This is a genomic window from Bradyrhizobium aeschynomenes (assembly GCF_013178945.1).
Taxonomy (GTDB): Bacteria; Pseudomonadota; Alphaproteobacteria; order Rhizobiales; family Xanthobacteraceae; genus Bradyrhizobium; species Bradyrhizobium aeschynomenes.
The window spans coordinates 120,120-143,491 of the sequence record NZ_JABFDM010000006.1 but is presented as its reverse complement, the minus strand read 5'-3'; the positions used below and the strand labels follow the sequence as shown (position 1 = coordinate 143,491).

Below are 23,372 nucleotides of genomic sequence, written 5' to 3'. Positions count from 1 at the left end.
AATGGCTGCAAATTCGATCGTCAGCATTTCCGCCCTCAACAAATGGTATGGTGAGTTCCACGTCCTGCGGGACATCAACATGTCCGTCGCCAAGGGGGAGCGCATCGTGATCTGCGGGCCCTCGGGCTCGGGCAAGTCGACCTTGATCCGCTGCATCAATGCGCTGGAGGAATTCCAGGAGGGCGAGATCAATGTCGACGGCATCGATCTCGGTCCCAACCTCAAGCGGGTCGACGAGGTCCGCCGCGAGGTCGGCATGGTGTTCCAGAGCTTCAACCTGTTCCCGCATCTGACCGTGCTGGAGAACTGCACGCTGGCGCCGATCTGGGTGCGCAACATCCCCCAGAAGGAAGCCGAGGCGACCGCGATGAAGTTCCTGGAGCGGGTCAAGATCCCGCACCAGGCGCAGAAATATCCGGGGCAGATGTCTGGCGGTCAGCAGCAGCGCGTCGCCATCGCCCGCGCGCTGACGATGAACCCGAAGGTCATGTTGTTCGACGAGCCGACGTCGGCGCTGGATCCCGAGATGGTCAAGGAGGTGCTCGACACGATGGTGGACCTCGCCAAGGAGGGCATGACCATGCTGGTCGTCACCCACGAGATGGGCTTCGCCCGCGAGGTCGCCAACCGCGTCGTGTTCATGGACGCCGGCCAGATCATCGAATCCAACACGCCGCAGGAGTTCTTCGCCAATCCGCAGCATGCGCGCAGCAAGCTGTTCCTGAGCCAGATCCTGCGGCATTGACCAGGGCGAATAGCGAATAGGGATTGCGAGCCTCGATTCGAGGAACGATCCGTTCGCTACTCGCTACTCGCTACTCGCTACTCGCTACTCGCTACTCGCTACTCGCGCTCACACGAAGGGCGGCTTGATTCCGCTGCGGCGCTCCAGCCATTCCGGCACTGGCAGGTTCTTCGAGCGCATGAAGGCCGGATTGTACAGTTTCGACTGATAGCGGTTGCCGGAGTCGCACAGGATGGTCACGATCGTGTGGCCCGGGCCGAGATGCTTTGCCAGCTCCACCGCGCCGGCGACATTGACGCCGCTCGACCCGCCCAGGCACAGGCCCTCGTGCTGCACCAGGTCGTAGATCGTGTTGATGGCGACCTCGTCCGAGATCAGGAAGGCCGTGTCGACCTTCGCGGTTTCGATCACCGGCGTCACCCGGCCGATGCCGATGCCTTCGGTGATGGAGTCGCCCGGCGTGGATTTGACCACGCCGTTCTTGAACCATTCGTACATCGCAAAGCCATGCGGGTCGGCGCAGGCGATCACGATGTTCTTGTTCCTGTCCTTCAGATACCGGCTCGTTCCGGCGATCGTGCCGCCGGTCCCGAGCGCGCAGATGAAGCCGTCGACCTTGCCGCCGGTCTGCTCCCAGATCTCCGGACCCGTCGACTCGTAATGAGCCTTGGCATTGTCGAGGTTATTCCACTGGTCGGCGAACAGGACGCCATTCGGCTCGGTCCTGCGCAACTCGTCGGCGAGCCTGCGGCCGACATGCTGGTAGTTGTTGGGGTTGCTGAACGGCAACGCCGGCACCTCGACCAGCTCCGCGCCGCACAGCCGCAGCGTGTCCTTCTTTTCCTGGCTCTGCGTCTCCGGAATCACGATCAGGGTGCGATAGCCGCGTGCGCTGGCGACCACTGCGAGCCCGATGCCGGTGTTGCCGGCCGTGGCTTCCACCACGAGGCCGCCCGGCTTGAGGTCGCCGCGCTTCTCGGCTTCCAGGATCATCCACTTGCCTGCGCGGTCCTTGACCGATTGGCCGGGATTCATGAACTCGGCCTTGCCGAGAATGGTGCAGCCGGTCGCTTCCGAGGCGCGCTTGAGCTTGATCAGGGGCGTGTTGCCGATCGCCGCGACGACGTCGTTATGAATGGTCATTTTGCAGTTACCGTAGGAGTTTCCTCGATCACACTTAAGAGGACCCTAGCCCGATATCCAGAGCAGCGTAAGCCGCCGCGTCAGGACCCCGACTTGGCAAAAACGACCTGCCTGACGTCGATGTTCCCGGAGAGGAAACCTGCTTCGCAATAGGACAGATAGTATTCCCACAGCCGGCGGAAGCGCTCGTCGAATCCCGCAGGCGTCAGGTCCGGCCAGGCCGCGCGGAAATTACTTCGCCAGATGGCGAGCGTCTTAGCATAATCTTCCCCGAAGATGCGCTCGCGGATAACGGGTATTCCAAAGCGTTCGCCAAGCGACTTCAGGATCTGCGGCGTCGGCAGCATGCCGCCGGGGAATACATAGCGCTGGATGAAGTCGACCTCGCGCCGATAGTGCTGGAACAGGCTGTCCTGGATGGTGATCGCCTGGACACCGGCCAGTCCGCCCGGCAGCAGCCGGTCTCGCAGCTGCGAGAAATATTTCGGCCAGAACTGCTCGCCGACGGCCTCGATCATCTCGATCGACGCGATGCGATCGTAGCGGTCGCGTTCGTCACGATAGTCCTGCAAACGGATCTCGACCTTGTCGGCCAGCCCCGCCTCCTGGATGCGGCGCTGGGCGAAGTCGCGCTGCTGCTCGCTGATCGTCAGCCCGACGACCTTCGCGCCGTACGTCCTGGCCGCATATTCGGCAAAGCCGCCCCAGCCGCAGCCGATCTCGAGCAGCGTCTGGCCGGGCTTCAGATCGATCGCTTCGGCGAGCCGCTTGTACTTGTTGGTCTGCGCCGCAGTGAGGTCGGTCGTGTGCTCCTCGAACAGGGCCGAGGAATAGGTCATGCTGGGATCGAGCCAGCGCGAATAGAACGCGTTGCCGATGTCGTAATGGGCATAGATGTTGCGCTTCGCCTGGCGCTTGGTGTTGCGGTTGAACCAGTGTCGTACCAGCTGGGCAAACCGGATCAGCGGCTTGTCCTCCAGCATCGACTGCAGCAGATGCTGGTTCACGCAGAACAGATAAAGAAACTGCGTAAGATCGGGGGTATCCCAGTCCCCGTTCAAATAGGCCTCGGCAATGCCGATATCGCCGCCGTTGATGATGCCGGAGGCGAAGCCGTAATTGGCCAGGATCATCTCCGCCGCCGGCCCCGGCTCGACGCCGCCGAGCCGGACGATGCGGCCGTCGGGCAGCGTGACGTCGAGCGTTCCCTTGCGCAACCGCGAGCCGAAGCCGAGCGCCAGCCTGGGCAGGCGGGGCAGGTCGGCGAGCACCTCGTCGATGTTGTCAGGAGTGACGGCAATGACGTCCGGCATGGCAGGTCCATTCACGCAAACAGCTCGGCGTCCCAGTCTCCCGGACGGCGCGCGATGGACACCTGGTCGGGCTCGACTGATCGGACGAGAGCGCGCTGGCCGCTGATGGTCAGCGCCGAGATATATAAGCGTGGCTGCCGTTTCCCGCCAAGCCAGTATTGGTTCCAGGGCTTGCGGCGGGTTCGCCCCGCGGAACGAGGCGGACGCCCTTGGTCCAGAGCCGTAGCGCCTCCCAGTGAATGGCACCGAAGATCTTGAGGGTGACCAGGGGCAGGGAGGCGAACGCCGCCAGCAAGGACCGCGAGGTGAGGGCACGGCGGCGGCCGAAGAAGGTGGCGGCGAGCAGGGGGCCGTCGCCACTGGTTTCGAGAATCCGCAACTTCACATTGTCGCCGGGCGGCGTGACCCGGAAATGGTAGCGCATCGCCATGTCGATGAAGGGGGAGACGTAGAATGTCTTGTCCTGCTCCTGGCGCAGTCCGGCGTCCGTGAACTCGCCCGGCTTGACCGGCAGCACATAGGGCTTGATCTCGCCGAAAGTGTTGCGGACCTCGTAGATCATCAGCGCCAGGGTGCCCTCGCTGCGATAACAGAAATAAACCGAGAGCGGATTGAAGACGTAGCCGAGCAGCCGCGGATAGCACAGCAGCAGGACGCGGCCTCCGGCGAGATCGATGCCGTGCTCGGCTGCACAGTGCTGCGCATAGGCCAGCAGCGAGGAGCCGTCGCGCCGGCCATGGTCGCGCTCGTGAAAGCTGTAGAGCGCGCGGCGGTTGATCCCGAACAGCACCGACTGCCGGTCCGCCTCGTCGAGCCGACCGAGATCGACCAGCAGGCTCATCACGCGATACTGGAAGCGGTGCGTGGTCGGCCGCATGCGGGCATGCATGACCTCGCCGACATAGAGCGCAGCCGCTTCTCGCTGGTGGTGCTGTGCGCTTGGGTCCGTATCCATCTCGCGTCTATTCCGCGGCCTCGGCGAGCCCGGCAGGAAGCCCGCGCCATGGCACGCCGGCGCCGAGCGCCTCCGCCACAGCGAGGCCCGAGCGCAGCCCGTCCTCGTGAAAACCATAGCCGGTCCATGCCCCGCAGAACCAGGTATGGCGGTGCCCCTGAATCGTTGCCAGACGCTTCTGCGCCGCAAAGGCGGCAGCGGTGTATTGTGGGTGCTCACAGACATATTTGCCGAAGGTCAGCTCCGGAGCCGGAGCGAAGGGTGGGTTGAGGCTGACGAACAGCGGCCTGTGATGGTCGATGCCCTGCAGATTGTTCATCCAATAGGTCACCGCAACGTCGTTCATTGGAACACCCTCGCGCTGCCAGCGCAGAAAATTCCAGGAAGCCCAGGCGCGGCGCCGCTTCGGCATCAGCCTGGTGTCGCGGTGCAGATAGATTGTATTGGGCGAGTATTTGATCGCGCCGAGCACGCTGCGCTCATGCTCGTCCGCATCGCCGAGCATCGCGAGGGCCTGATCGCTGTGGGCGGCGATCACCACATGATCATAGGAGTCCCGATGGCCGCTGCTGTCCTCGACCACAACCCCTTGGGGCGTGCGCTCGATGTTGGTCACCGCGCTGCCAAGCCTGACATGGTTGCGGAAGCTGGACGTCAGCTTATCGACATAGCGGCGGCTGCCGCCCTTCACGGTGCGCCAGATCGGGCGGTCATACTGCAGCAGCCGGTGGTTGCTGAAGAACGCCACGAAGTTCTCGGCCGGAAACTCCAGCATCTCGGACGCCGGGGCAGACCAGATCGCGGCGCCCATCGGGGCCAGATAGTCGGTCAGGAGCCTTGGCGCGAAATGGTTGCGCCGGAAATAGTCCCCGAGCGTCAGCCCCCCCAGCCGGCCGGCCTTGAAATCGGCGATGCTCTGCTCGTTGAAGGTGAGGATGTCCCTGAGCATCCAGAGATAGGATGTCGACAGCAGGTTGCTTGGCTGAGCAAACAGTCCTCTCGCGGTGTCGAGCCAGTTGTCGCCGCCGCCTTTCCACTCGAAGCGGCCGGCATCCGCCGTCACCGCGAAGCTCATGCTGCTCTGGACCGTCTCGACCCCGAGATGATCGAATAATGCAGTCAGATCCGGATAATTCAGCTCATTGTAGACGATGAAGCCGATATCGACCGAGACTGGCGCGCCGTCATAGTCGATGGTCACGGTGTGGCTGTGGCCGCCCGGACGGATATCGCGCTCATAGACGGTGATCGGATAACGCTTCGCCAGGGACCAGGCTGCGGCATTTCCCGCAATACCCGTTCCGACCACCGCAACTCGCATGTATTCCCCCCTGAAGTTCACGTGCAAGTTACGGCTCCCCCCGCAAAGGGTTTCAGAGCGCGCTCCCCGCGTCACACCACGCCCAAAACGGCCGTCGGCAGATGAAATCTTGGTAAGGCTATGGGGGGAGGCCTGTGGCCTTTGTGGCTCGAAAACCCGCTGAATTACGGGAAATTCGTTGGTTTGCGGGCCGATGACGGCGGTCTCGTGCACCGGGGACAGGGCTGCTGCAGGGCTGTCCGCCGCCATGGGCTGCGGCTAGAATGATTCCCAAGACTACAGGGAAGCATCACGCCAGTGTCACCAGTGGGAATCGCCGTCGACGAGCCTTGCCGCGCGTCAGCTCACACGCGGACTGTCGCGGGAAAGCGCGAGAGCCGCAACCGGGCGGGCCTGCGACATTTCGCCCGCTGGATCGCAGCGGTCGGACTGGCGGCCAGCTCGGCCGGCTGCCTCCTGACGCAGGACATCCCCGATCCGGCCCTGGACCTCCCAAGGCGCTACAAGTCTGCTTCGGGAGCCGACCTCGAGGCACCTCCGCCCCTCGACTGGTGGCGCGGCTTCGGTTCGCGCGAGCTGACGCAGCTGATGGAGGAAGCGCAGAGCGTGAACCTCGATATCGCCGCCGCTGTGGCAAGGTTCAGGCAGGCCGATGCGTTGGCCCGCCAGGCCGGTGCCGCGCTGCTGCCGAGCCTGTCGACGACGGGGCAGGAGACATACTCGCGCACGTCGGGCTCGAGCTCGAGCGGGCTCACCAATGGCGGCCGCGAGGTCGTCAATTACCAGGCCTCGCTCTCGGCCAGCTATCAGCTCGACTTCTTTGGCCAGAATCGCGATGCGCTGCAGGCGGCCGAGGAAACCGCGGTCGCAAACCGCTTCGACCGCGACGTCACCCAGCTGACGACGCTCGCGACCGTTGCGAACGCCTATTTCCAGGTGTTGGCGGCGCAGGATCGCATTCGCACCGCCGAGCGCAACATCGCAAGCGCCACGCGCGTGCTCGATGCGATCCGCGAGCGGCAGAAAGCGGGCACCGGCAACGATCTCGACGTCGCCCAACAGGAAAGCGTGCTCGCCAACCAGAAGGCCGCGGTGCCACCGCTTCGCCAGACGCTCGATCAGAACGTCAACGCGCTCGCCGTGCTGGTGGCGCGCTCGCCCGAGGGCATCCGCATTTCAGGCGGATCGCTGGATCAGATCAGGACGCCCCGCGTCACGCCAGGGCTGCCGTCGGAGCTCCTGACGCAGCGGCCGGACATCCGCCGCCAGGAGGCACAGCTCGCATCGGCCACCGCCAACGTCGGCAGCGCGCGCGCGCAGTTCTTCCCGAGCATCCAACTGACGAGCAACGGCGGCTATCAGAGTGCTGCACTCGTCTCGCTGTTTCAGCCGCATGCGGCATTCTTCAGCCTGGCCGGCAGCCTCACCCAGCCGATCTTCGACGGCGGCCGGATCCTGGGCAATTTCGAGAATGCGAGGGCGCGCCAGGACGAGCTGTTGCAGACCTATCGCAAGACCGTCATCCAGGCCTTCACTGACGTCAACAATGCGCTGTTTTCGATCAAGCAGACCACGCTGAGGCTGCAATTGCAGCGCCAGGTCGTGGCCGCCTCGCGCCGCGCGTTCGAGCTTTCGGAGCAGCAGCTGCGTGCTGGAACTGCCGACATCGTGACCGTCTTGAATACGCAATTGACGCTGTTCCAGGCCGAGGACGCGCTATGGCAGGCGCAGCTGGCCCGCCTGCAGGCGTTCGTCAGCCTCTATCAGGCGCTCGGCGGCGGCTGGGAGCCGCGCATGGAGAAGTCGGCCGATGCTCTTTAAACCTGACGAAGGCGGGGCAGGCGCGGTGAAGCGGGCGCGGTCGAGCGTTGCCCGGCGGCTGGTGTCGATCACGATCACGCTGCTGATCGTCGGCGGCCTCGGCTATGTCGGCTGGATGGCGATGCAGCAGAAGCAGCAGGCCAACAACCGCTTCGCCCGGCCCGACCTTCCCGTACCCGTCCTGGCGGCGTCGCCGGCGATCAAGGACGTGCCGGTCTATCTCGACGGCGTCGGCTCGGTGCGCGCGCTCAACACGGTGACGGTGCGCTCGCAGGTCGACGGCAAGCTGATCGCGGTGAATTTCGTCGAAGGGCAGGACGTCAAACAGGGCGACGTGCTCGCCGAGATCGATCCGGCGATCTATCAGGCCCAGTACGACCAGGCCGTCGCCAAGAAGGCGCAGGACGAGGCGCAGCTCGCCAACCAGAAGCTCGACCTCGCCCGTTATGAGCAACTCGCCGCCAGCAGTGCCGGCTCCAAACAGCAGGCCGACACGCAGCGCGCCGTCGTGGCGCAGCAGCAGGCGCTGATCAAGGCCGATCAGGCCGCGATCGACAATGCCGCGGCAACGCTGAGCTACACCAAGATCGTGGCGCCGATCTCGGGCCGCGCTGGTCTGCGCCAGGTCGACCAGGGCAACATCATCCGCGCGTCGGATACGACCGGCCTCGTCGTGATCACGCAATTGCAGCCGATCGCGGTCCAGTTCAGCCTGCCGCAGCAGCAGATCATGCGGGTCAACGCGGCCTCGGCGAAAGGACCGCTCGCGGTCGATGTGTTCGGCAATGACGGCGCGACCGTCATCGACACCGGAACGTTGAGGGGCATCGACAATCAGGTCGATCAGACCACCGGCACGCTGAAGCTGAAGGCGGAGTTCCCCAATGCCAAGTTTCAGCTCTGGCCCGGCCAGTTCGTCAATGTCCGCCTGAAGGTGGAGACCTTGTCCCAGGCGATCACGGTGCCGACGTCGGCCGTGCAGCGCGGGCCCGCGGGCACCTTCAGCTATGTGATCGGGGAAGGCGACATCGCCTCGGCGCATCCGGTGACTGTCGTTCAGCAGAACGAGAGTGAGGCGGTGATCGCGAGCGGCTTGAGCCCCTCGGATCGGGTTGTCACGACGGGCTTCGCCAATCTTGCCGATGGTGTGAAGGTCGTGGTCGGACGCGCCGAGCAGACGCCGCAGGCGGATCTCGCGCCGCGCAAGCGTAGCCGCAACCCGCAGGGCAAGGATCAGGCGAAGGAGGGCGCTCTGCGCGAAGGCGCGCCGAAGGATGGCGAGCGCCGTCGCAGACCGCAAGCCGATGGTCAGAACGACACCGGCGGTGCGCCATCCCAGGGAGGTGGTGAGCAGGGGCGCGGCACGAGGGCGCAGCCATGACCCGAATGAGAGGCTGACGAGCAGGTCGCGATGAGCGTCTCAGAACCCTTCATCCGCCGTCCGATCGCAACGTCGCTGCTCGGCGTCGCGCTGCTGATCGGCGGCCTGCTCGGCTATCTCGCGCTGCCGGTCTCGGCGCTGCCGCAGGTCGACTTCCCGACGGTGCAGGTGACGACACAGCTGCCGGGCGGCAGCCCTGACGTGATCGCCTCGCTGATTACTGCGCCGCTGGAGCGTCAGCTCGGTCAGATCCCCTCGCTCTCGGCGATGAACTCGACGAGTTCGTTCGGCGTCAGCCAGATCTCGCTGCAGTTCGATCTCGGACGCGACATTGACGGCGCCACGCAGGACGTGCAGGCCGCGATCAACGCCGCTGCCGGCGTGCTGCCGAAGTCGCTGCCCTATCCGCCGACCTACGCCAAGGTCAATCCGGCCGACGCCCCCGTGATGACGCTCGCGCTGACCTCGGACACGATCTCGCTGCGTGCGATGAGCGACATGGCCGATACGATCCTGGCGCAGCGGCTAAGTCAGGTGTCCGGCGTCGGCCGCGTGTCGGTGCTCGGCGGGCTGAAGCCGGCGGTCCGTGTTCAGGCTGATCTGGCGCGGCTCGCGGCCTACGGCATCTCGATGGAGGATCTGCGCGCCGCCATCGCCGGCGCCAACGTCTCTGGTCCCAAGGGCTCGCTGGACGGCGCCCAGCAGGCCTATCTGATTACGGCCAACGATCAGATTGCGGCCGCCGACGCCTACAAGCCGATCATTATCGCCTACCGCAACGGCTCGCCGGTCACGATCGGCGACGTCGCCACCATCGTCGATGGACTCGAAAACGACCGCACCGGCGGCTGGTACCAGGGCGTGCCGGCCGTGATCCTCGATATTCAGCGCCAGCCCGGCGCCAATGTCATCGAGGTCGTCCGGCAGATCCGCGCCGAGATTCCCAAGCTGCAGCGCACGATCCCCGCCGGCGTGAAGCTCGCCATTGTCAGCGACCGTACGGTCACGATCCGCGCCTCGGTGCACGACGTGCAGTTCACCCTGGTGCTGAGCGTGGTGCTGGTGACGCTCGTCGTGCTGCTGTTCCTGCGTTCGCTGCGCGCCACGATCATCGCCGGCGTCGCATTGCCGCTGTCGCTGATCACGAGCTTCGGCGTGATGTATTTCGCCGGCTTCAGCCTCGACAATCTCTCGCTGATGGCGCTGACGATCGGGACCGGCTTCGTGGTCGACGATGCGATCGTCATGATCGAGAACATCGTGCGCCACATGGAGAACGGCGAGAGCGCGATGAATGCCTCGCTGCGCGGCGCGCGTGAGATCGGCTTCACCGTGATCTCGCTGACGGTGTCGCTGATCGCGGTCTTTATTCCGCTGCTGTTCATGTCCGGACTGGTCGGCCGCATGTTCCGCGAATTTGCGCTGACGCTGACGATCGCGGTGGTGACCTCGGCGGTGGTGTCGCTGACGCTGACGCCAATGATGTGCTCGAGGCTGCTCAAGCATGCCAGCGAGGAATGGGTGCTGCCCGGGCTGAACGCGATCAGCCGCTTCATCGACCGCACGGTGGCCGTCTATCACCGCAGCCTGCTTTGGGTGCTGGACCGCCAGACCGAGACTCTGGTCGTCACCTTCGCGACCCTGGCCGCGACGCTGGCGCTTTATGTCGCCGCGCCCAAGGGGTTCCTGCCGCTGCAGGACACCGGCTCGATCACCGCGGTGACCGAGGCAGGTCCCGATGTCTCGTTTACCGAGATGAAGAAGCGGCAGGCGGAGGTCGCGGCCGCCATCCAGGCCGATCCCGATGTGATCGGCGTGGTCTCGGTGATCGGCGCCGGATCGGTCAACCCGACCACCAATGTCGGCCGCCTGGTCATGACCTTGAAGCCGCTCGGCGAACGCCATGATGGCGTCTCCGAGGTCATCGACCGGCTCAAGCAGAAAACGTCGGGCGTCCCCGGCATGACCGTGTACTTCCAGCCGGTCCAGGACGTGCAGATCTCGACGCAGGCGAGCCGCTCGCAATACCAGTACACGCTGACCGGCGCCGATGCCGGCGACGTGTCGAAATGGGCGCGGCAGTTGGTGGCGGAGATGCGGCGCGATCCGCTGTTCCGCGACGTCTCCTCAGAGGCACAAGAGGGGGGCCTGCGCGCGGAGCTGACGATCGATCGCCAGCGCGCCGGCCAACTCGGCGTCAGCCTGCAGGGCGTCACGGATACGCTCAACGACGCCTTCGCGCAGCGGCAGATCTCGACCATCTACGGTCAGGCCAACCAGTACCGCGTGGTGCTGGAGGCGCTGCCGATGTATCAGCGCGATCCGTCGATCCTGTCCAAGCTCTACCTGCCCGGCGCCGGCGGCCAGGTGCCGCTGTCGGCGGTGGCCAGCCTGAAGCGCACCACGGCGCCGCTGGCGATCTCGCATCAGGCGCAATTCCCGGCGGTCTCCTTGAGCTTCAACCTCGCGCCCGGTGTGGCGCTGAGCGAAGCGGTGGACGCGCTCCACGCCACGGAGAACCGTATCGGCATGCCCGGCAGCATCATCGGCGTGTACTCGGGCGATGCTGCCGAATTCGCCAAATCGCTGGCCGGCCAGCCCTGGCTGCTGCTGGCCGCCGTCATTACGATCTACATCGTGCTCGGCGTGCTCTATGAGAGCTACATCCATCCCATCACGATCCTTTCGACATTGCCGTCGGCCGGCGTCGGCGCCATCCTCGCCTTGATGCTGTTTGGCCAGGATCTCTCCGTGATCGGGCTGATCGGCATCATCCTGTTGATGGGCATCGTCAAGAAGAACGCGATCATGATGATCGACTTCGCGCTCGAGGCCGAGCGGCACGACAGCCGCACGCCTTACGACGCGATCGTGCAGGCCTGCCTGCTGCGCTTCCGGCCGATCATGATGACGACGCTCGCCGCGCTGTTCGGCGCGCTGCCGCTGGCGATCGAAAGCGGCACCGGCTCGGAGCTGCGCTTTCCGCTCGGCATCTCCATCATCGGCGGCCTGCTGCTCAGCCAGCTGCTGACACTGTACACGACGCCGGTTATCTATCTTGCGCTCGACCGGATCAATCGCCGCTTCGAGCGCGCCTTGCCGCCTGCGCCCGACCTGCCATCGCCGCCGATCGCGGGTGCCACCGAAGGCATCCAGTGATGGCCTCGATCTCCGAGCCGTTCATTCGCCGGCCGGTCGGCACCACGCTGCTGTCGATCGGCCTGTTCCTGCTCGGCATCGTGGCCTACATTTTCCTGCCGGTCGCGCCGGTTCCGAATGTCGATTTCCCGTCGATCTTCGTGAGCGCATCGCGGCCGGGCGCCGATCCCTCGGTCATGGCGGCGACGGTCGCAGCACCGCTGGAGCGGCGGCTCGGCGAGATCGCCGGCGTCGACCAGATCACCTCGACGAGTTCGCTCGGCACCACCAACATCCAGATCCAGTTCTCGATCGGCCGCGACATCGACAAGGCGGCGCGCGACGTGCAGGCGGCGATCAACGCTTCGCTGTCGGACCTGCCGAGCGACCTGCCGGCGCTGCCGCGCTTCCGCAAGGCCAACACGGCGGCTGCTCCCGTGTTCGTGCTGGCGCTGACCTCGAAGACGCTGACGCCGAGCACGATGTACGACGTCGCCGACACCGTTCTGGCGCAGCGCCTGTTCCAGGTGCCGGGCGTCGGCAATGTCACGGTCAGCGGCGCCGATCAGCCGGCGGTGCGCATCGCGCTCAATCCGGTGTCACTCGCCAATGCCGGGATTTCGACCGACGACGTCAGGACCGCCATCGTCAACGCCAATCCGATCGGGCCGGTCGGGATCTTCGAGGGCGGACGGCAGAGCGAGACTATCGCGGTCAACAAGCAGATGCGCACCGCCGCGGAATTCCGCGACATTCTGATCAAGAGCAGCAATGGCAGCTTCGTACGGCTGTCGGATGTCGCCGATGTCGAGGATTCCGTGCGCAACGTGCGCTCGATCGCCTGGTTCAACAAGCAGCCGGCGGTGCTGATCCAGATCGCCAAGCAGGGCGATGCGAACGTGATCGAGACCGTCGACCGCGTGAAGGCGCTGATCCCGGAGCTCAAGCAATGGCTGCCGGCGGGCATCGAGATCGCCACTCTGGTCGACCGCACCGGCACCATCCGCGCCTCGGTCGAGGACATGCAGTGGACCCTGCTCGCGACCGCCGTGCTGGTGATGGTGGTCGTGTTCCTGTTCCTGCGCCGCTTGGTGCCGACGGTCGCGGCCGGCGTCTCGGTGCCGCTGGCGCTGGCCGGCACCTGTGCCGCGATGTGGCTCGCCGGCTTCTCGATCGACAATCTGTCGCTGATGGCGCTTGCGATCTCCGTCGGCTTCGTGGTCGACGACGCCATCGTGATGATCGAGAACATGTTCCGCAATCTCGAGCATGGCCTGTCGCCGATGCGCGCGGCGCTCGACGGCGCGCGCCAGATCGGCTTCACCGTGCTGTCGATCAGTCTCTCGTTGATTGCCGCCTTCGTGCCGCTGATCTTCATGGATGGCGTGGTCGGCCGTCTCCTGCGCGAGTTCTCCCTGACGCTGACCTTTGCGATCGTGGTGTCGACCCTGGTGTCGCTGACGGTCACGCCGATGATCTGCGCGCATTACATCAAGGAGACGCCGTCCGACCGTGCCACCTGGTTCGACCGCATCGTTGAAGGCACGCTTTCGGGCATGGTCGGCTTCTACACGTGGACTCTCCGTACCGTGCTGATGTTTCCGTTCCTGACCCTGCTCGTGTTCTTCGCCACGATCGCGCTCACGGTGACGCTCTACATCAAGGTGCCCAAGGGCTATTTTCCGACCGATGATTCCGGCTTCATCATCGGCGCGACGCGCGCCTCCGCCGACATCTCGTTCCAGTCGATGCTGAGCCTGCAGCAGCGCCTCGCCGACATCGTGATGGCCGATCCCGCCGTGGCGGGTCTCGGCTCGACGATCGGAGGCGGCGGCGGGCCGGGCGGCGCGACGTCGAACCGGGGCACGATGTTCATCAATCTCAAGCCGCCGGAGGAGCGGGGGGGCGTCTCGACGCAGGCCGTGATCGACCGTCTGCGGCGGAGCCTGTTCATGGTTCCCGGCATCCGTCTCTTCATGTTCGCCGCCCAGGACGTGCGCACGGGCGGTCGGCAGAGCGATTCCGACTATCAATACACGCTGAGCAGCCCCGATCTGGACCTGTTGCAGAAATGGGCGCCGATCGTGGCCAAGCGGCTGGAGACGGTCGAGGGCATCACCGACATCTCCAGCGACCGCGATCCCGGCGGCCTGCAGCTGGCGCTGAAGATCGATCGGCAGAAGGCGGCGAGCATGGGCGTGCGCGTCCAGGACATCGACAACGCGCTCAACAACGCGTTCGCGCAACGCCAGGTCTCGATCGTCTACAGCCAGCGCAACCAGTACATGGTGGTGCTGGAGATCGATCCGAAGCTTCAGACCGATCCGTCGAATCTCGACCGCATCTATGTGGCCGGGGCAGGGGACGCGCAGGTCCCGCTCTCGGCGCTGGTGAAGGCCGAGCGCGGCTTGTCGCCGCTCGCGGTCTATCACTCGCAGTCGTTCCCCTCGACCACCGTATCGTTCAACCTGCTGCCCGACGTGCCGCTGCAGGCGGCAACGACGAACATCCAGCGCGCCGTCGACGAGTTGCATATGCCCGAGGGCATCCGCGGCAGCTTCGACGGCAATGCCGGCGATTTCAACAAGAGCAGCGGACGGCAGCCGCTGCTGATCCTCTCCGCGCTGGTCGCGATGTATATCGTGCTCGGCGTGCTCTATGAGAGCCTGGCGCATCCGTTGACCATCATCTCGACCCTGCCGTCGGCCGGGCTCGGCGCGCTGCTCGCCTTGCAGATCACCAATACGCCGCTCACCGTGATCGCCTTCGTCGGCATCATCCTCCTGATCGGCATCGTCAAAAAGAACGGCATCATGCTGGTCGACTTCGCGCTCGAGGCCGAGCGCCAGCGGGGCATGTCTTCGGCGGACGCGATCTTCGAGGCGTGCCGGGTCCGTTTTCGGCCGATCCTGATGACGACGCTGGCGGCGCTGTTCGCCGGCCTGCCGCTGGTGATCGCGACCGGCCCCGGCACCGAGCTGCGCCGGCCGCTCGGCATCACCATCATCGGCGGTCTGCTGGTGTCGCAGATCCTGACGCTCTACACCACGCCGGTGATCTATCTGCTGATCGACCGGCTGCGCCGCCGCTCCGCGCCGGAGCCGCTGGCCGCGCCCGCGGAATGAGCGATTGTCGCGCTGCCTGCGGGCGCGTATAGGCGCGATATGTCCGACCAGTCTCACCACCATCCGCCGCTCGCCGCCGAGCCGCCGCCCGACTGTCCGCGCTGCCAGAAGCCGTTGCCGCTGTGCGTCTGCGACAGCGTCATCCCGCTGGAGAGCCGGCTGGGGCTCCTGATTCTGCAGCACCCGCAGGAGCAGAACCGCGCGCTCGGCACCGCGCGGCTGGCCGCGCAGCATTTCAAGAACGCGGTGGTCAAGGTCGGGCTGTCCTGGCCGAGCCTTGCCAAGGCGCTGGGCCGGCCGGTTGCGGACCCGGCCCGCTGGGCGATCCTCTATCTCGGCTCGGCCAAGGCGGCCGAGTTGGATCCCGAGAGCGAGGTGATGGCGCTGACCCGCAAGGGCGAGATGGCCGAGAACCAGCGCGCCATCCTCAAATCGATCGAGGGCGTGATCCTGCTCGACGGCACCTGGAGCCAGGCCAAGGCGCTGTGGTGGCGCAATCCGTGGATGCTGAAATGCCAGCGCGTCATTCTCGGACCGCGCCGCCCCTCCCGCTATGGGCATCTGCGCCGCGAGCCGCGCCGCGACGGTCTGTCGACCATCGAGGCGGCGGGCCTGCTGATGGCGGCGCTGGAGCGCCGGCCGGAGATTGCCACGACCCTCGACGCCAGCTTCGAGCGGATGCTGGCAAGGTATCGGGAGGTGGAGAAGGCGCACCCCGAACTCACGCCGCGGCCCAAGCCCCGCAAGCCCGACTGGCGTAGCCGTAAACGCCGGGTTTAGGAACCCTAGGTACGCTTCTTGCATTGCAGCATGGAACGAGGATGAGAGCCATGCAGGAAGCAGAAAAATCCAACGTGGTGCAGTTCCGAGACTATGCGCCCCGGCGGGCCGGCAGGTCCGGCTCCGAACGGGCCGGTGTCTCGGCTGGCGAGCGAGGGGCGGTCCTGACCTGGCCGCGTGCTCAGGTCAGCTATCCCGGCGGCATCGACGATCTGCCCATCTAGCGCCGATCTCGATGCGACGGGTGGTCCAACCGCTTGATTTGATTGAGTGGAGGCCACGACCAGAATTGAACTGGTGTAAACGGTTTTGCAGACCGCTGCGTAACCACTCCGCCACGTGGCCCCATGGCGCATGCCTTAGACTTTTCCGTCGCATGTCGCAAGTGTAACGGTTGGCCGAGCGGAGGCGCTATCGTCACGCACCCGCCGGATGTCACGTTCCGTGTACGTTTCAAGCTACATCGCCGATCGTCCGGCGAGATCTGATCATGGCTTCCAACATGACGTTGCGGCGTTCATTCCGCGATGGTGAGACCAACCACAACATCCTCGCCTGTCCGTGCAAGCCTCCGAGTTCGCGTGTCATCAATTGCGGAGGACAAATCTTGGATCAATGCCTTCAGTTCGGTTGATTGGCCCGCCGTGTTCACGACCTTGATGATGTAGGGCGGCTTGAGCGTGTTCAAGCCGCCTCCAAAAATAGAATCCAAGAACGCACCTAAGCTGTCGCCGTGCCATATCGGCGCTCCAATCGCACTTTTCAGCGCCGATCGGAAATCGTCAGGCGTTCTCCAGTTCCTCGCATCGAGTTCGATTTCCTGCATATCCGTGTGATCGGCCGCCGCAAAATGAAGGGCCCCGCGCTGCGACTGTCGGATCCTTGCTGCAGGATGCTCAAGCGCGATCCATGACACAATCGTAGTGCGTGAGCGCACGCCCTGCAACCGCTGCGTTCGCCGGCTGCTGCGGCCGCGATGACGCGAAGCAGCGACGATATTTGAAAACATCGCGGCGAAATCGCGCTGCGCGCCTTGATTTCGTCGGGTTGTATTGTTCTAATCATTCTATGTCAGGGTGCGCTGCGGGACGGCGGGTGTAAGGCAGCATTCCCAGAACTCACACACAACATCACATGCAAAGATCTATCATGGACGAGCATCCGACACGTCGTTCGGTGGTTCTCGGCACGCTTGCTGCTTGCGCGTCGGTCGCAGGCGCAGCGGCCGATGACGATGATCCTCGTAAGGAGAAGCGGCCACAAAAAGGCGACCTGCTCGTCTTCTCGGAAGGGGCGCGCGAAGGACAGACGATCACGCTCAGCGACATGAAGGTCGGAGAGCCTCCGGTTCATGCATGGCCGAAGGATCCGATGGATGCGATCGTGCGCGACGGTTCGCGGCTGAACGAAGTGCTTCTCGTCAGGCTGGATCCGAACGAGCTCGACGAGACCACGCGTCCGCGCGCAGCGGAGGGCATCGTCGCCTATTCGGCGATCTGCTCGCATGCGGGATGCCCGGTGACCGCCTGGATCAAGGCCAGCGAAGGCAACGACGATGTCTTCAAATGCATGTGCCACAACTCCGAATACGACCCACGGCGCGGGGCGCAGGTCGTGTTCGGTCCCGCGCCGCGGCGGCTTGCCGCGTTGCCCCTCGTGATCAAGGACGGCGTGCTCGTGATCGCCGCGCCTTTCATCGGAAAGGTAGGTGGCCAGCAGGGCTGATGAGATCTCGTGTGCCTATCGGAACTCGCGTCCTCAGGACGACTGTCACGACAAATTACTGTCACGACAATTGAAGCGAAAAACGAAGCAGGGGAGGTTTGTCCATGTCCATCACGTCCACCACGATCAAACAATGGCTGCTATCGAGCGCCGTCGCGTTCAGCTGTCTCGCCGCACCGGCGGCCATCGCCGGTCCGATCGACAATTACAGTCCGGTTACGCCGGCGCGGCTCGAAAATCCGGAGCCCGGCAACTGGATGCTCTATCGCCGCACCTATGATGGCCATGGCTACAGCCCGCTCGACCAGATCAATACCGCCAACGTCAAGAGCATGGTGCCGGTCTGGACCTTCGCTACTGGCGTGGTCGAGGGGCACGAGGCGCCGCCGCTGGTGAACAACGGCGTCATGTTCATCACGACGCCGATGGGGCAGGTGATCGCGCTCAATGCCAAGACCGGCGATCAGTACTGGCGCTACAAGCGCGAGCTGCCCGAGGATCTGTTCCAGCTGCATCCGACCAACCGCGGCGTCGGGTTGTGGCAGGACAAGCTCTATCTCGCCACCACGGACGATCATCTCGTCGCGCTCGACGCCAAGACCGGCAAGGTGCTGTGGGACAAGAAGGTCCAGGACTACAAGAAGGGACAATATCTCACGCTGATGCCGCTCGTCGTCGACGGCAAGGTCATGGTCGGCGGCTCGGGCGGAGAGTTCGGCGTGCGCGGCTATGTCGCCGCTTACGATGCCGAGGACGGCAAGGAGCTGTGGCGCACCTTCACGATCCCGGCCGAGGGCGAGCCCGGGCATGACACCTGGAGTGGCGACGATTGGAAGAACGGCGGTGGTTCTGCCTGGATGACCGGCACCTACGACAAGGACACGAAGACGGTGTATTGGGGCGTGGGCAACGCCGCACCATGGCCGGGGAACCTGCATCCCGGTGACAATCTCTATACCAGCTCGGTCATCGCGCTCGATCCGTCGACCGGCAAGATCAAGACGCACTTCCAATATCACCAGAACGATTCATGGGATTGGGATGAGGTCGATGCACCCATGCTGATCGATCTGCAGCGCGACGGCCGCACCTTCAAGAGCCTGATCCATCCCGGACGCGATGCGATCTTCTGGGTGCTCGAGAGCACGCCGGAGCGCATCAAATACGTCAACGGCTGGAACTTCGTTCACACCGACGTCTGGAAGGGCATCGAGCCGGAGACGGGGCGGCCGATCGTCGATCCCGCGCACAAGCCGACGCTCGGCAAGCGCGTCGATTTCTGTCCATCGCTCTGGGGCGGTAAGGATTGGCCGTCGGCGGCGTACAGCCAGAAGACGCGCTTCGTCTACGTGCCGGCCAACGAGAACTTCTGCGGCGGCTTTACCGGCGAGAAGCTGCCGCTCGTTCCCGGGCAGCTCTGGCTCGGCACCAAGGCCGAGGACATCGGGTTGACGGTGCGGCCCGGCGCGGATCATTTCGGCGAGCTGCAGGCCTGGGATCCGGCGTCAGGCAAGAAGGTCTGGTCGCACAACTTCCCGAAGTCGCAATTGTTCGGCTCGGTGACGGCGACCGCGGGCGATCTCGTCCTGGTTGGCGGTACCAACGACCGGATGTTCCGCGCCTTCCACGCCAAGACCGGTGAGCTGCTGTGGGAGCAGAAGACCAACTCGGGAATCATGGGCATGCCGGTTGCCTATGAGGTCGACGGTACCCAGTACATCGCCGTGCAGTCCGGCTGGGGCGTCGATGCGCAGCGCATTCAGGATGCGCTCGCCAAGGGGAACACGGGGCTGGAGGACAACGTGCCGCAAGGCGGCGTGGTCTGGGTCTTCGCCATCAAGAAGTAGCCGGCGGGATCAGCATGGCGGCGGCCTCGGAGCCGTCGCCATTGAATCGACGGCAATCGGCGACGCGCCAAGTCAGATGGTGGCCGTTGATCGGATCTCGAGGCTAACCGGACGCAGGCAGGACCGGCAGCAATCAGCAGGCCGCGAACCAGCCATCCGGAAACGGGATCAGCGGCCAAGCGCCCTGATTGTCGTTGGCAGCCTTCGGGAAGGTTGAAATTGAAAACAAGCGGGCCATGGAATCGATCTCAAGCTCTGGCGCAATAGCCGTTCTTACAACGTCCATCAACAACTCGTATTCGGCTTCGCTCATCGTGACCTCGCGCAACTGCGAGCAAGATCGCAAAGCTTCACTTTGTTCAAATTGAGCGGATCACTCAAATTCTATCGATCCGGAGCGAAAGACCTAATTGGTTACCGGTGCCTTTCGTTCCAGCGATAGGTATCTCAGTCTGCGAGCCGTCTGGTGTGAACGAGGTCACATCCCATCGAACTTAATCGTTCCTCAATGGCTCCAGGACAGCGCGTGTCCGGATAGAATGGGATGAAAAAGATGAAGCCGCGATTCGGACGACGCTTTGTCGCAGGCTATCGAGCTTCGCCAAGCTCGACGCTCAAGCTCTTTCTGAACCTGTTCCTTCTCGCATCAGTCCGGCGCCGGCCGTTCAGGCGATTCGCGATCGCCCGGGGCTGACGAGTCAACCTCGCGAGCGCGCGTTCCGGCATGAATGTGCACCGCTGCAATTCGGCGACTCGCGCGCGGCGGCCCCGACTGTCGGCGACGCATGCCGTCCCGTAACGAACGGCGGAGCCGGCGCGCGCGTCAACGACTCACGTCCGCGTCATCCTACTGCCGGGTCATCGTCGCGACGGCAAGGGGCTCGGCGTCGTGCGCGAGAATGTCTCGCATCAGCTGCGACAGATCGCGTGGCTTGAACGGCTTTGCCAGACGATGCAGGCCGACCACCCGGGCCGAGAGTCCGAGGAAGTCGGGCGTGCCATGTCCGGACTCCAGTACCATGCCCGACATCATCACGATCGGCATGTGCGGCCGCGCTGCTCGCGCGGCCCGAATGACCTCGTTACCGTCCATATCGGCCAAGTTGAGATCGATCAGGGCGGCGGCGAAATCGTCGCGTGCCACGGCGTCCATCGCCAGTCGACCGTCCGTGACAGCGGTGACAGCATAGCCTTCGCGAACCAGAAGGTGTTGGATGACACAGCAGACGCCAACCTCGTCATCGACAACCAGGATGTTCGTCATGAGGCTTTCCTGACAGATGTGGCTGCAGAGCCGGGTTGCCGGGCTTCGACCAGCAGCTGTTGACGGACCTCGATCGCGCGATCCACGGCCTCGAGCAGGTCAAGAATGTCGAACGGCTTCTGCAGAGCCGCCGTCGCTCCGAGCTTGATCGCCATGCCGAGGAAGTCCGGAGCTCCCTGCTTCTTGTCGGTGAAGGCGTAGCCGGAGATCGCGATGAACGGCACCGTGGGATCAATCTTGATAAGCTCGCGAATGGTCGCGATTCCGTCCATGCCCGGCATGAACATGTCGATCACGACGGCATCGAACGAGACGCTGCCGATCAGCCGAATGCCGGTTGGTCCGTCCGGCGCAAGAAACACGCAGAATCGCTTCTTCTTCAACAACGTTTCCAGCGCAGCGCGCGTGGCATAATCATCATCAATAATGAGGACAGTAGGCATGGGCCACCTCAGTATCAGCTGGACTGAAGGACTCTCACGCTACAAGGACAATGGGGCCGGGACTCAAAAATGACAAAGTGATTAACACTGAATTAGTTGCCTCCGATTTGCAACCAGGAGTTTTACGGAAGTTTCGTTCTCGTGCATCATCGCGGCACATCTATGCACACTGCGATGAACATGGAACTATGGCGTTCGGCAGCGTTCCTCCGCAGGGTGCAGCGACAGGATAGCTCAGGCCGGCTTGAGCAATGCGATGACGACCAGGCCTCCTGCGATCAGTGCTGCGCAGCAGAGCCGTCGTGGTGTTGGACGCTCTTTCAGAAACAGCACGCCGATCAACGTCGCAAACAAGACGCTGCATTCGCGAAAGGCGACGACGCTGGCGATCGGATTTCGGCTCAGGGCCCACAGGAAAACGGCGAACGAGATGACGCCCAATGCTCCCGCGACGAGAACCGGGAGCAGGGCGTTACGAATATCCGACAGGATTGCCGGGCCTTGCAGTGCTGTCGCGACACCGAAGAAGACGACGCTGTCGAGCACGATCAGCCAGACCGTGAATGACGCCCATCCCTCGATCTGCCTGGTGCCCGCGCCATCAACGACAGAGTAGGCGGCGACCATGGCCGCGGCAGAGACTGCAGCCCAGAACGCACGGCGGTCGATCGGACCATGGATGCGGTCACGTGCAAGGCCGAGGATGCCAAGGACGACGATGAGGACGCCGACGAGCTGCTCGAGGCCGGGCCGTTGCTGCAGCCCGACATAGGCGAACAGCGTCGCGAACAGTGGCACGGTGCCGCGGGCGATCGGGTAGGAGCGCCCGAACTCGGCCGAGCGGTAGGCCGTTGCCAGACTTGTCTTGTATCCGGCGTGCAAAACGAGCGAAGCGAGAATGATAGGCCATGTCGATCCGGATGGCATTGGAACGACGAACATGAAGGGCATCGTCAGCACGCTGCTCACCAGACCCATGCCGGCCAGGATGGACAGCCCGCTGCCGGTCTTGACGATCGCATGCCAGGTCGCATGCAACAGACCAGCCAGCAGCATCAGAATGGCAGCGACAGGGTCCAACGTTGCAGGGCCTTGGTGTATCGGGGCTCGGAGATCAGTTCTCGGGCTGCCAGCCTGCTGCAGCAAAATACGGTGCCACCTCGTGGTCAAACGCCTGGCGAGAGATGATTCGGCTCGACGGCGACACTGGGAGCTGTTCCCATTCCTCGCGATCGACGAATCGCAGGGTCGCGATCTCCTCGCCGTCGGGCACGAGCGCGCCGCCGACGATCACGGCTTCAAAGGCGATCACGGTGTAATAGGTCAGGTCGCCATTGGGGTAGCGGATGAGAAATTCGGGGCCGCCGAAGACGCCGAGCAGGCGCCGCGGCCGCACGATGAGCCCAGTCTCCTCGAAGCATTCTCGGCTGGCTGCGTCGGCCGGATGCTCGTTCGGATCGATGGCGCCGCCGGGCAAGGTCCAAAGGTTGGTTTCGGCGTCGCGCCCCAGCAGGATTCGGCCTTGGTCGTCGAAAATGGAGATCGAGACCGCCGTCGTCGCCAGGAGATCGTGGCCGATCTTGCTGCGGATGGCTTTCAGATGATCGGAAATGGGCATCTCTGGTCGTCACTCGCAGGAGGTCGGGCCCCGCTTGCCCGAGCCCTCGGGCGCCGTCAAGACGGGCCCTCCGCGAGCAGATCCCGGCTGGATTCGGCCGGTGATCGTGCGGGCTGCCCATGTGGCAGCGCATCGGTCCGCACCGAACGCCGAGAGGGATCATTCACGGGGTGAAGAGATGGGGGTGAAGAAGAACCATTCGGCATGGCCAGAATGGCTCCCCGGGCTGGATTCGAACCAGCGACCATTCGATTAACAGTCGAATGCTCTACCGCTGAGCTACCGAGGAACAGGCGAAGCAATGTTCGCGAGCGGGGTGCGTATAACAAAGCCCTTTCGCCTTGCATAGAACGAAATCGCATCTCGATGACAATTACGGTTGCGCAGCCAATTTCATGATTTTTCAGCAGCTTACTCTGATTTTGAACGGTTGGTGGGCAGCTGGCGCCCACAGTTGGATGACAAGAATTTCACTTGGACGGCGGCAAACCGGCACCGATAGTTGCTGGAACTTGCCAGTCACCGGGTCAGGGGAGTGTTGTCAGATGCCGAACACCATCATCCAGTTTACCCAGGCTGTCGCTGCGCCCTCGCTGATTCCCGACCCGCTCGAGCGTCTCAGCGATGACGAGTGCCTCACGCGATTGGCCGACGCCGTGACGCGCGGCGAATCGGAGCATCTGGACGAGATCGTGCAACTGATCGGCCGGCTGGCTGTGGTGATCGAGTAGTCCCGTCGACGATCACCGGACA

At 64.1% G+C, this 23,372-nt stretch carries 20 protein-coding genes and 2 tRNA genes; 10 read left to right on the top strand and 12 right to left on the bottom strand.

Annotation, left to right across the window (positions count from 1 at the left end; translation table 11 throughout):
- Nucleotide 1: 1 nt before the first annotated feature.
- On the top strand, nt 2-745 hold the full coding sequence (locus HL666_RS18905; protein WP_172108771.1) for an amino acid ABC transporter ATP-binding protein: 744 nt from the start codon (nt 2-4) through the stop codon (nt 743-745).
- A 108-nt stretch (nt 746-853) separates the two neighbouring features.
- Here HL666_RS18905 and HL666_RS18900 read toward each other — a convergent pair whose 3' ends face one another.
- From HL666_RS18900 to HL666_RS18885, 4 genes are all read right to left on the bottom strand, one after another.
- Nucleotides 854-1,888, bottom strand: a complete 1,035-nt coding sequence (locus HL666_RS18900) for a cysteine synthase A (RefSeq protein ID WP_172182935.1) — start codon at nt 1,886-1,888, stop codon at nt 854-856.
- Nucleotides 1,889-1,968: 80 nt separating this feature from the next.
- A complete protein-coding gene (locus HL666_RS18895) occupies nt 1,969-3,201 on the bottom strand; it encodes an SAM-dependent methyltransferase (protein WP_172108775.1) in 1,233 nt (410 codons plus the stop codon).
- A 109-nt stretch (nt 3,202-3,310) separates the two neighbouring features.
- Entirely contained in the window at nt 3,311-4,156 is an 846-nt protein-coding gene (locus HL666_RS18890; RefSeq protein ID WP_172108777.1) for a DUF1365 domain-containing protein, read from the bottom strand.
- A gap of 7 nt (nt 4,157-4,163) precedes the next feature.
- Complete coding sequence (locus HL666_RS18885) at nt 4,164-5,477, bottom strand: NAD(P)/FAD-dependent oxidoreductase (RefSeq protein WP_172109781.1); 1,314 nt, start codon at nt 5,475-5,477, stop codon at nt 4,164-4,166.
- Nucleotides 5,478-5,774: 297 nt separating this feature from the next.
- Here HL666_RS18885 and HL666_RS18880 point away from each other — a divergent pair, with 297 nt between their 5' ends.
- From HL666_RS18880 to HL666_RS18855, 6 genes are read left to right on the top strand one after another with little or no spacing between them, the layout of a single operon-like run.
- The gene (locus HL666_RS18880; RefSeq protein ID WP_172108779.1) at nt 5,775-7,298 is read left to right on the top strand and encodes an efflux transporter outer membrane subunit; all 1,524 of its coding nucleotides are present in this window, start codon (nt 5,775-5,777) and stop codon (nt 7,296-7,298) included.
- The gene (locus tag HL666_RS18875) at nt 7,288-8,679 is read left to right on the top strand and encodes an efflux RND transporter periplasmic adaptor subunit (RefSeq protein WP_172108781.1); all 1,392 of its coding nucleotides are present in this window, start codon (nt 7,288-7,290) and stop codon (nt 8,677-8,679) included. The genes HL666_RS18880 and HL666_RS18875 overlap by 11 nt, the downstream gene beginning before the upstream one ends.
- 30 nt (nt 8,680-8,709) lie before the next feature.
- Complete coding sequence (locus HL666_RS18870) at nt 8,710-11,838, top strand: efflux RND transporter permease subunit (protein ID WP_172108783.1); 3,129 nt, start codon at nt 8,710-8,712, stop codon at nt 11,836-11,838.
- Nucleotides 11,838-14,942 (top strand): efflux RND transporter permease subunit, encoded by a 3,105-nt coding sequence (locus HL666_RS18865; protein ID WP_172182933.1) that lies wholly within the window; start codon nt 11,838-11,840, stop codon nt 14,940-14,942. The genes HL666_RS18870 and HL666_RS18865 overlap by 1 nt, the downstream gene beginning before the upstream one ends.
- Nucleotides 14,943-14,981: 39 nt before the next feature.
- On the top strand, nt 14,982-15,722 hold the full coding sequence (locus HL666_RS18860) for a tRNA-uridine aminocarboxypropyltransferase (protein ID WP_172182931.1): 741 nt from the start codon (nt 14,982-14,984) through the stop codon (nt 15,720-15,722).
- Nucleotides 15,723-15,772: 50 nt separating this feature from the next.
- Complete coding sequence (locus tag HL666_RS18855; RefSeq protein WP_172108789.1) at nt 15,773-15,946, top strand: hypothetical protein; 174 nt, start codon at nt 15,773-15,775, stop codon at nt 15,944-15,946.
- A gap of 47 nt (nt 15,947-15,993) precedes the next feature.
- Here HL666_RS18855 and HL666_RS18850 read toward each other — a convergent pair.
- Nucleotides 15,994-16,067, bottom strand: a tRNA-Cys gene (locus HL666_RS18850).
- Between the two features lie 172 nt (nt 16,068-16,239).
- Nucleotides 16,240-16,731, bottom strand: coding sequence for a barstar family protein (locus HL666_RS18845; RefSeq protein ID WP_172108791.1), 492 nt, complete (start codon nt 16,729-16,731; stop codon nt 16,240-16,242).
- Between the two features lie 140 nt (nt 16,732-16,871).
- Between HL666_RS18845 and HL666_RS18840 the strand changes: the two genes are divergently transcribed.
- Nucleotides 16,872-17,447: a QcrA and Rieske domain-containing protein gene (locus HL666_RS18840; RefSeq protein WP_172108793.1), complete on the top strand. Its 576-nt coding sequence runs from the start codon at nt 16,872-16,874 to the stop codon at nt 17,445-17,447.
- Nucleotides 17,448-17,551: 104 nt separating this feature from the next.
- The gene (locus HL666_RS18835) at nt 17,552-19,294 is read left to right on the top strand and encodes a methanol/ethanol family PQQ-dependent dehydrogenase (RefSeq protein WP_172108795.1); all 1,743 of its coding nucleotides are present in this window, start codon (nt 17,552-17,554) and stop codon (nt 19,292-19,294) included.
- Nucleotides 19,295-19,427: 133 nt separating this feature from the next.
- Here the strand turns inward: HL666_RS18835 and HL666_RS18830 are convergent, their stop codons facing one another.
- From HL666_RS18830 to HL666_RS18805, 6 genes are all read right to left on the bottom strand, one after another.
- Nucleotides 19,428-19,607 carry a hypothetical protein gene (locus tag HL666_RS18830; protein ID WP_172108797.1) on the bottom strand — a complete coding sequence of 60 codons (180 nt, stop codon included), beginning with the start codon at nt 19,605-19,607 and terminating at the stop codon, nt 19,428-19,430.
- Nucleotides 19,608-20,141: 534 nt separating this feature from the next.
- A complete protein-coding gene (locus tag HL666_RS18825; protein WP_172108799.1) occupies nt 20,142-20,558 on the bottom strand; it encodes a response regulator in 417 nt (138 codons plus the stop codon).
- Entirely contained in the window at nt 20,555-21,001 is a 447-nt protein-coding gene (locus tag HL666_RS18820; RefSeq protein ID WP_172108801.1) for a response regulator, read from the bottom strand. The genes HL666_RS18825 and HL666_RS18820 overlap by 4 nt, the downstream gene beginning before the upstream one ends.
- 234 nt (nt 21,002-21,235) lie before the next feature.
- Nucleotides 21,236-22,081, bottom strand: coding sequence for an EamA family transporter (locus tag HL666_RS18815; RefSeq protein ID WP_172182929.1), 846 nt, complete (start codon nt 22,079-22,081; stop codon nt 21,236-21,238).
- Between the two features lie 34 nt (nt 22,082-22,115).
- Complete coding sequence (locus tag HL666_RS18810) at nt 22,116-22,619, bottom strand: NUDIX domain-containing protein (protein WP_172182927.1); 504 nt, start codon at nt 22,617-22,619, stop codon at nt 22,116-22,118.
- A 214-nt stretch (nt 22,620-22,833) separates the two neighbouring features.
- A tRNA-Asn gene (locus HL666_RS18805) sits at nt 22,834-22,908 on the bottom strand.
- A gap of 256 nt (nt 22,909-23,164) precedes the next feature.
- Here HL666_RS18805 and HL666_RS18800 point away from each other — a divergent pair.
- Complete coding sequence (locus tag HL666_RS18800; protein ID WP_172182925.1) at nt 23,165-23,350, top strand: hypothetical protein; 186 nt, start codon at nt 23,165-23,167, stop codon at nt 23,348-23,350.
- Nucleotides 23,351-23,372: the final 22 nt, after the last annotated feature.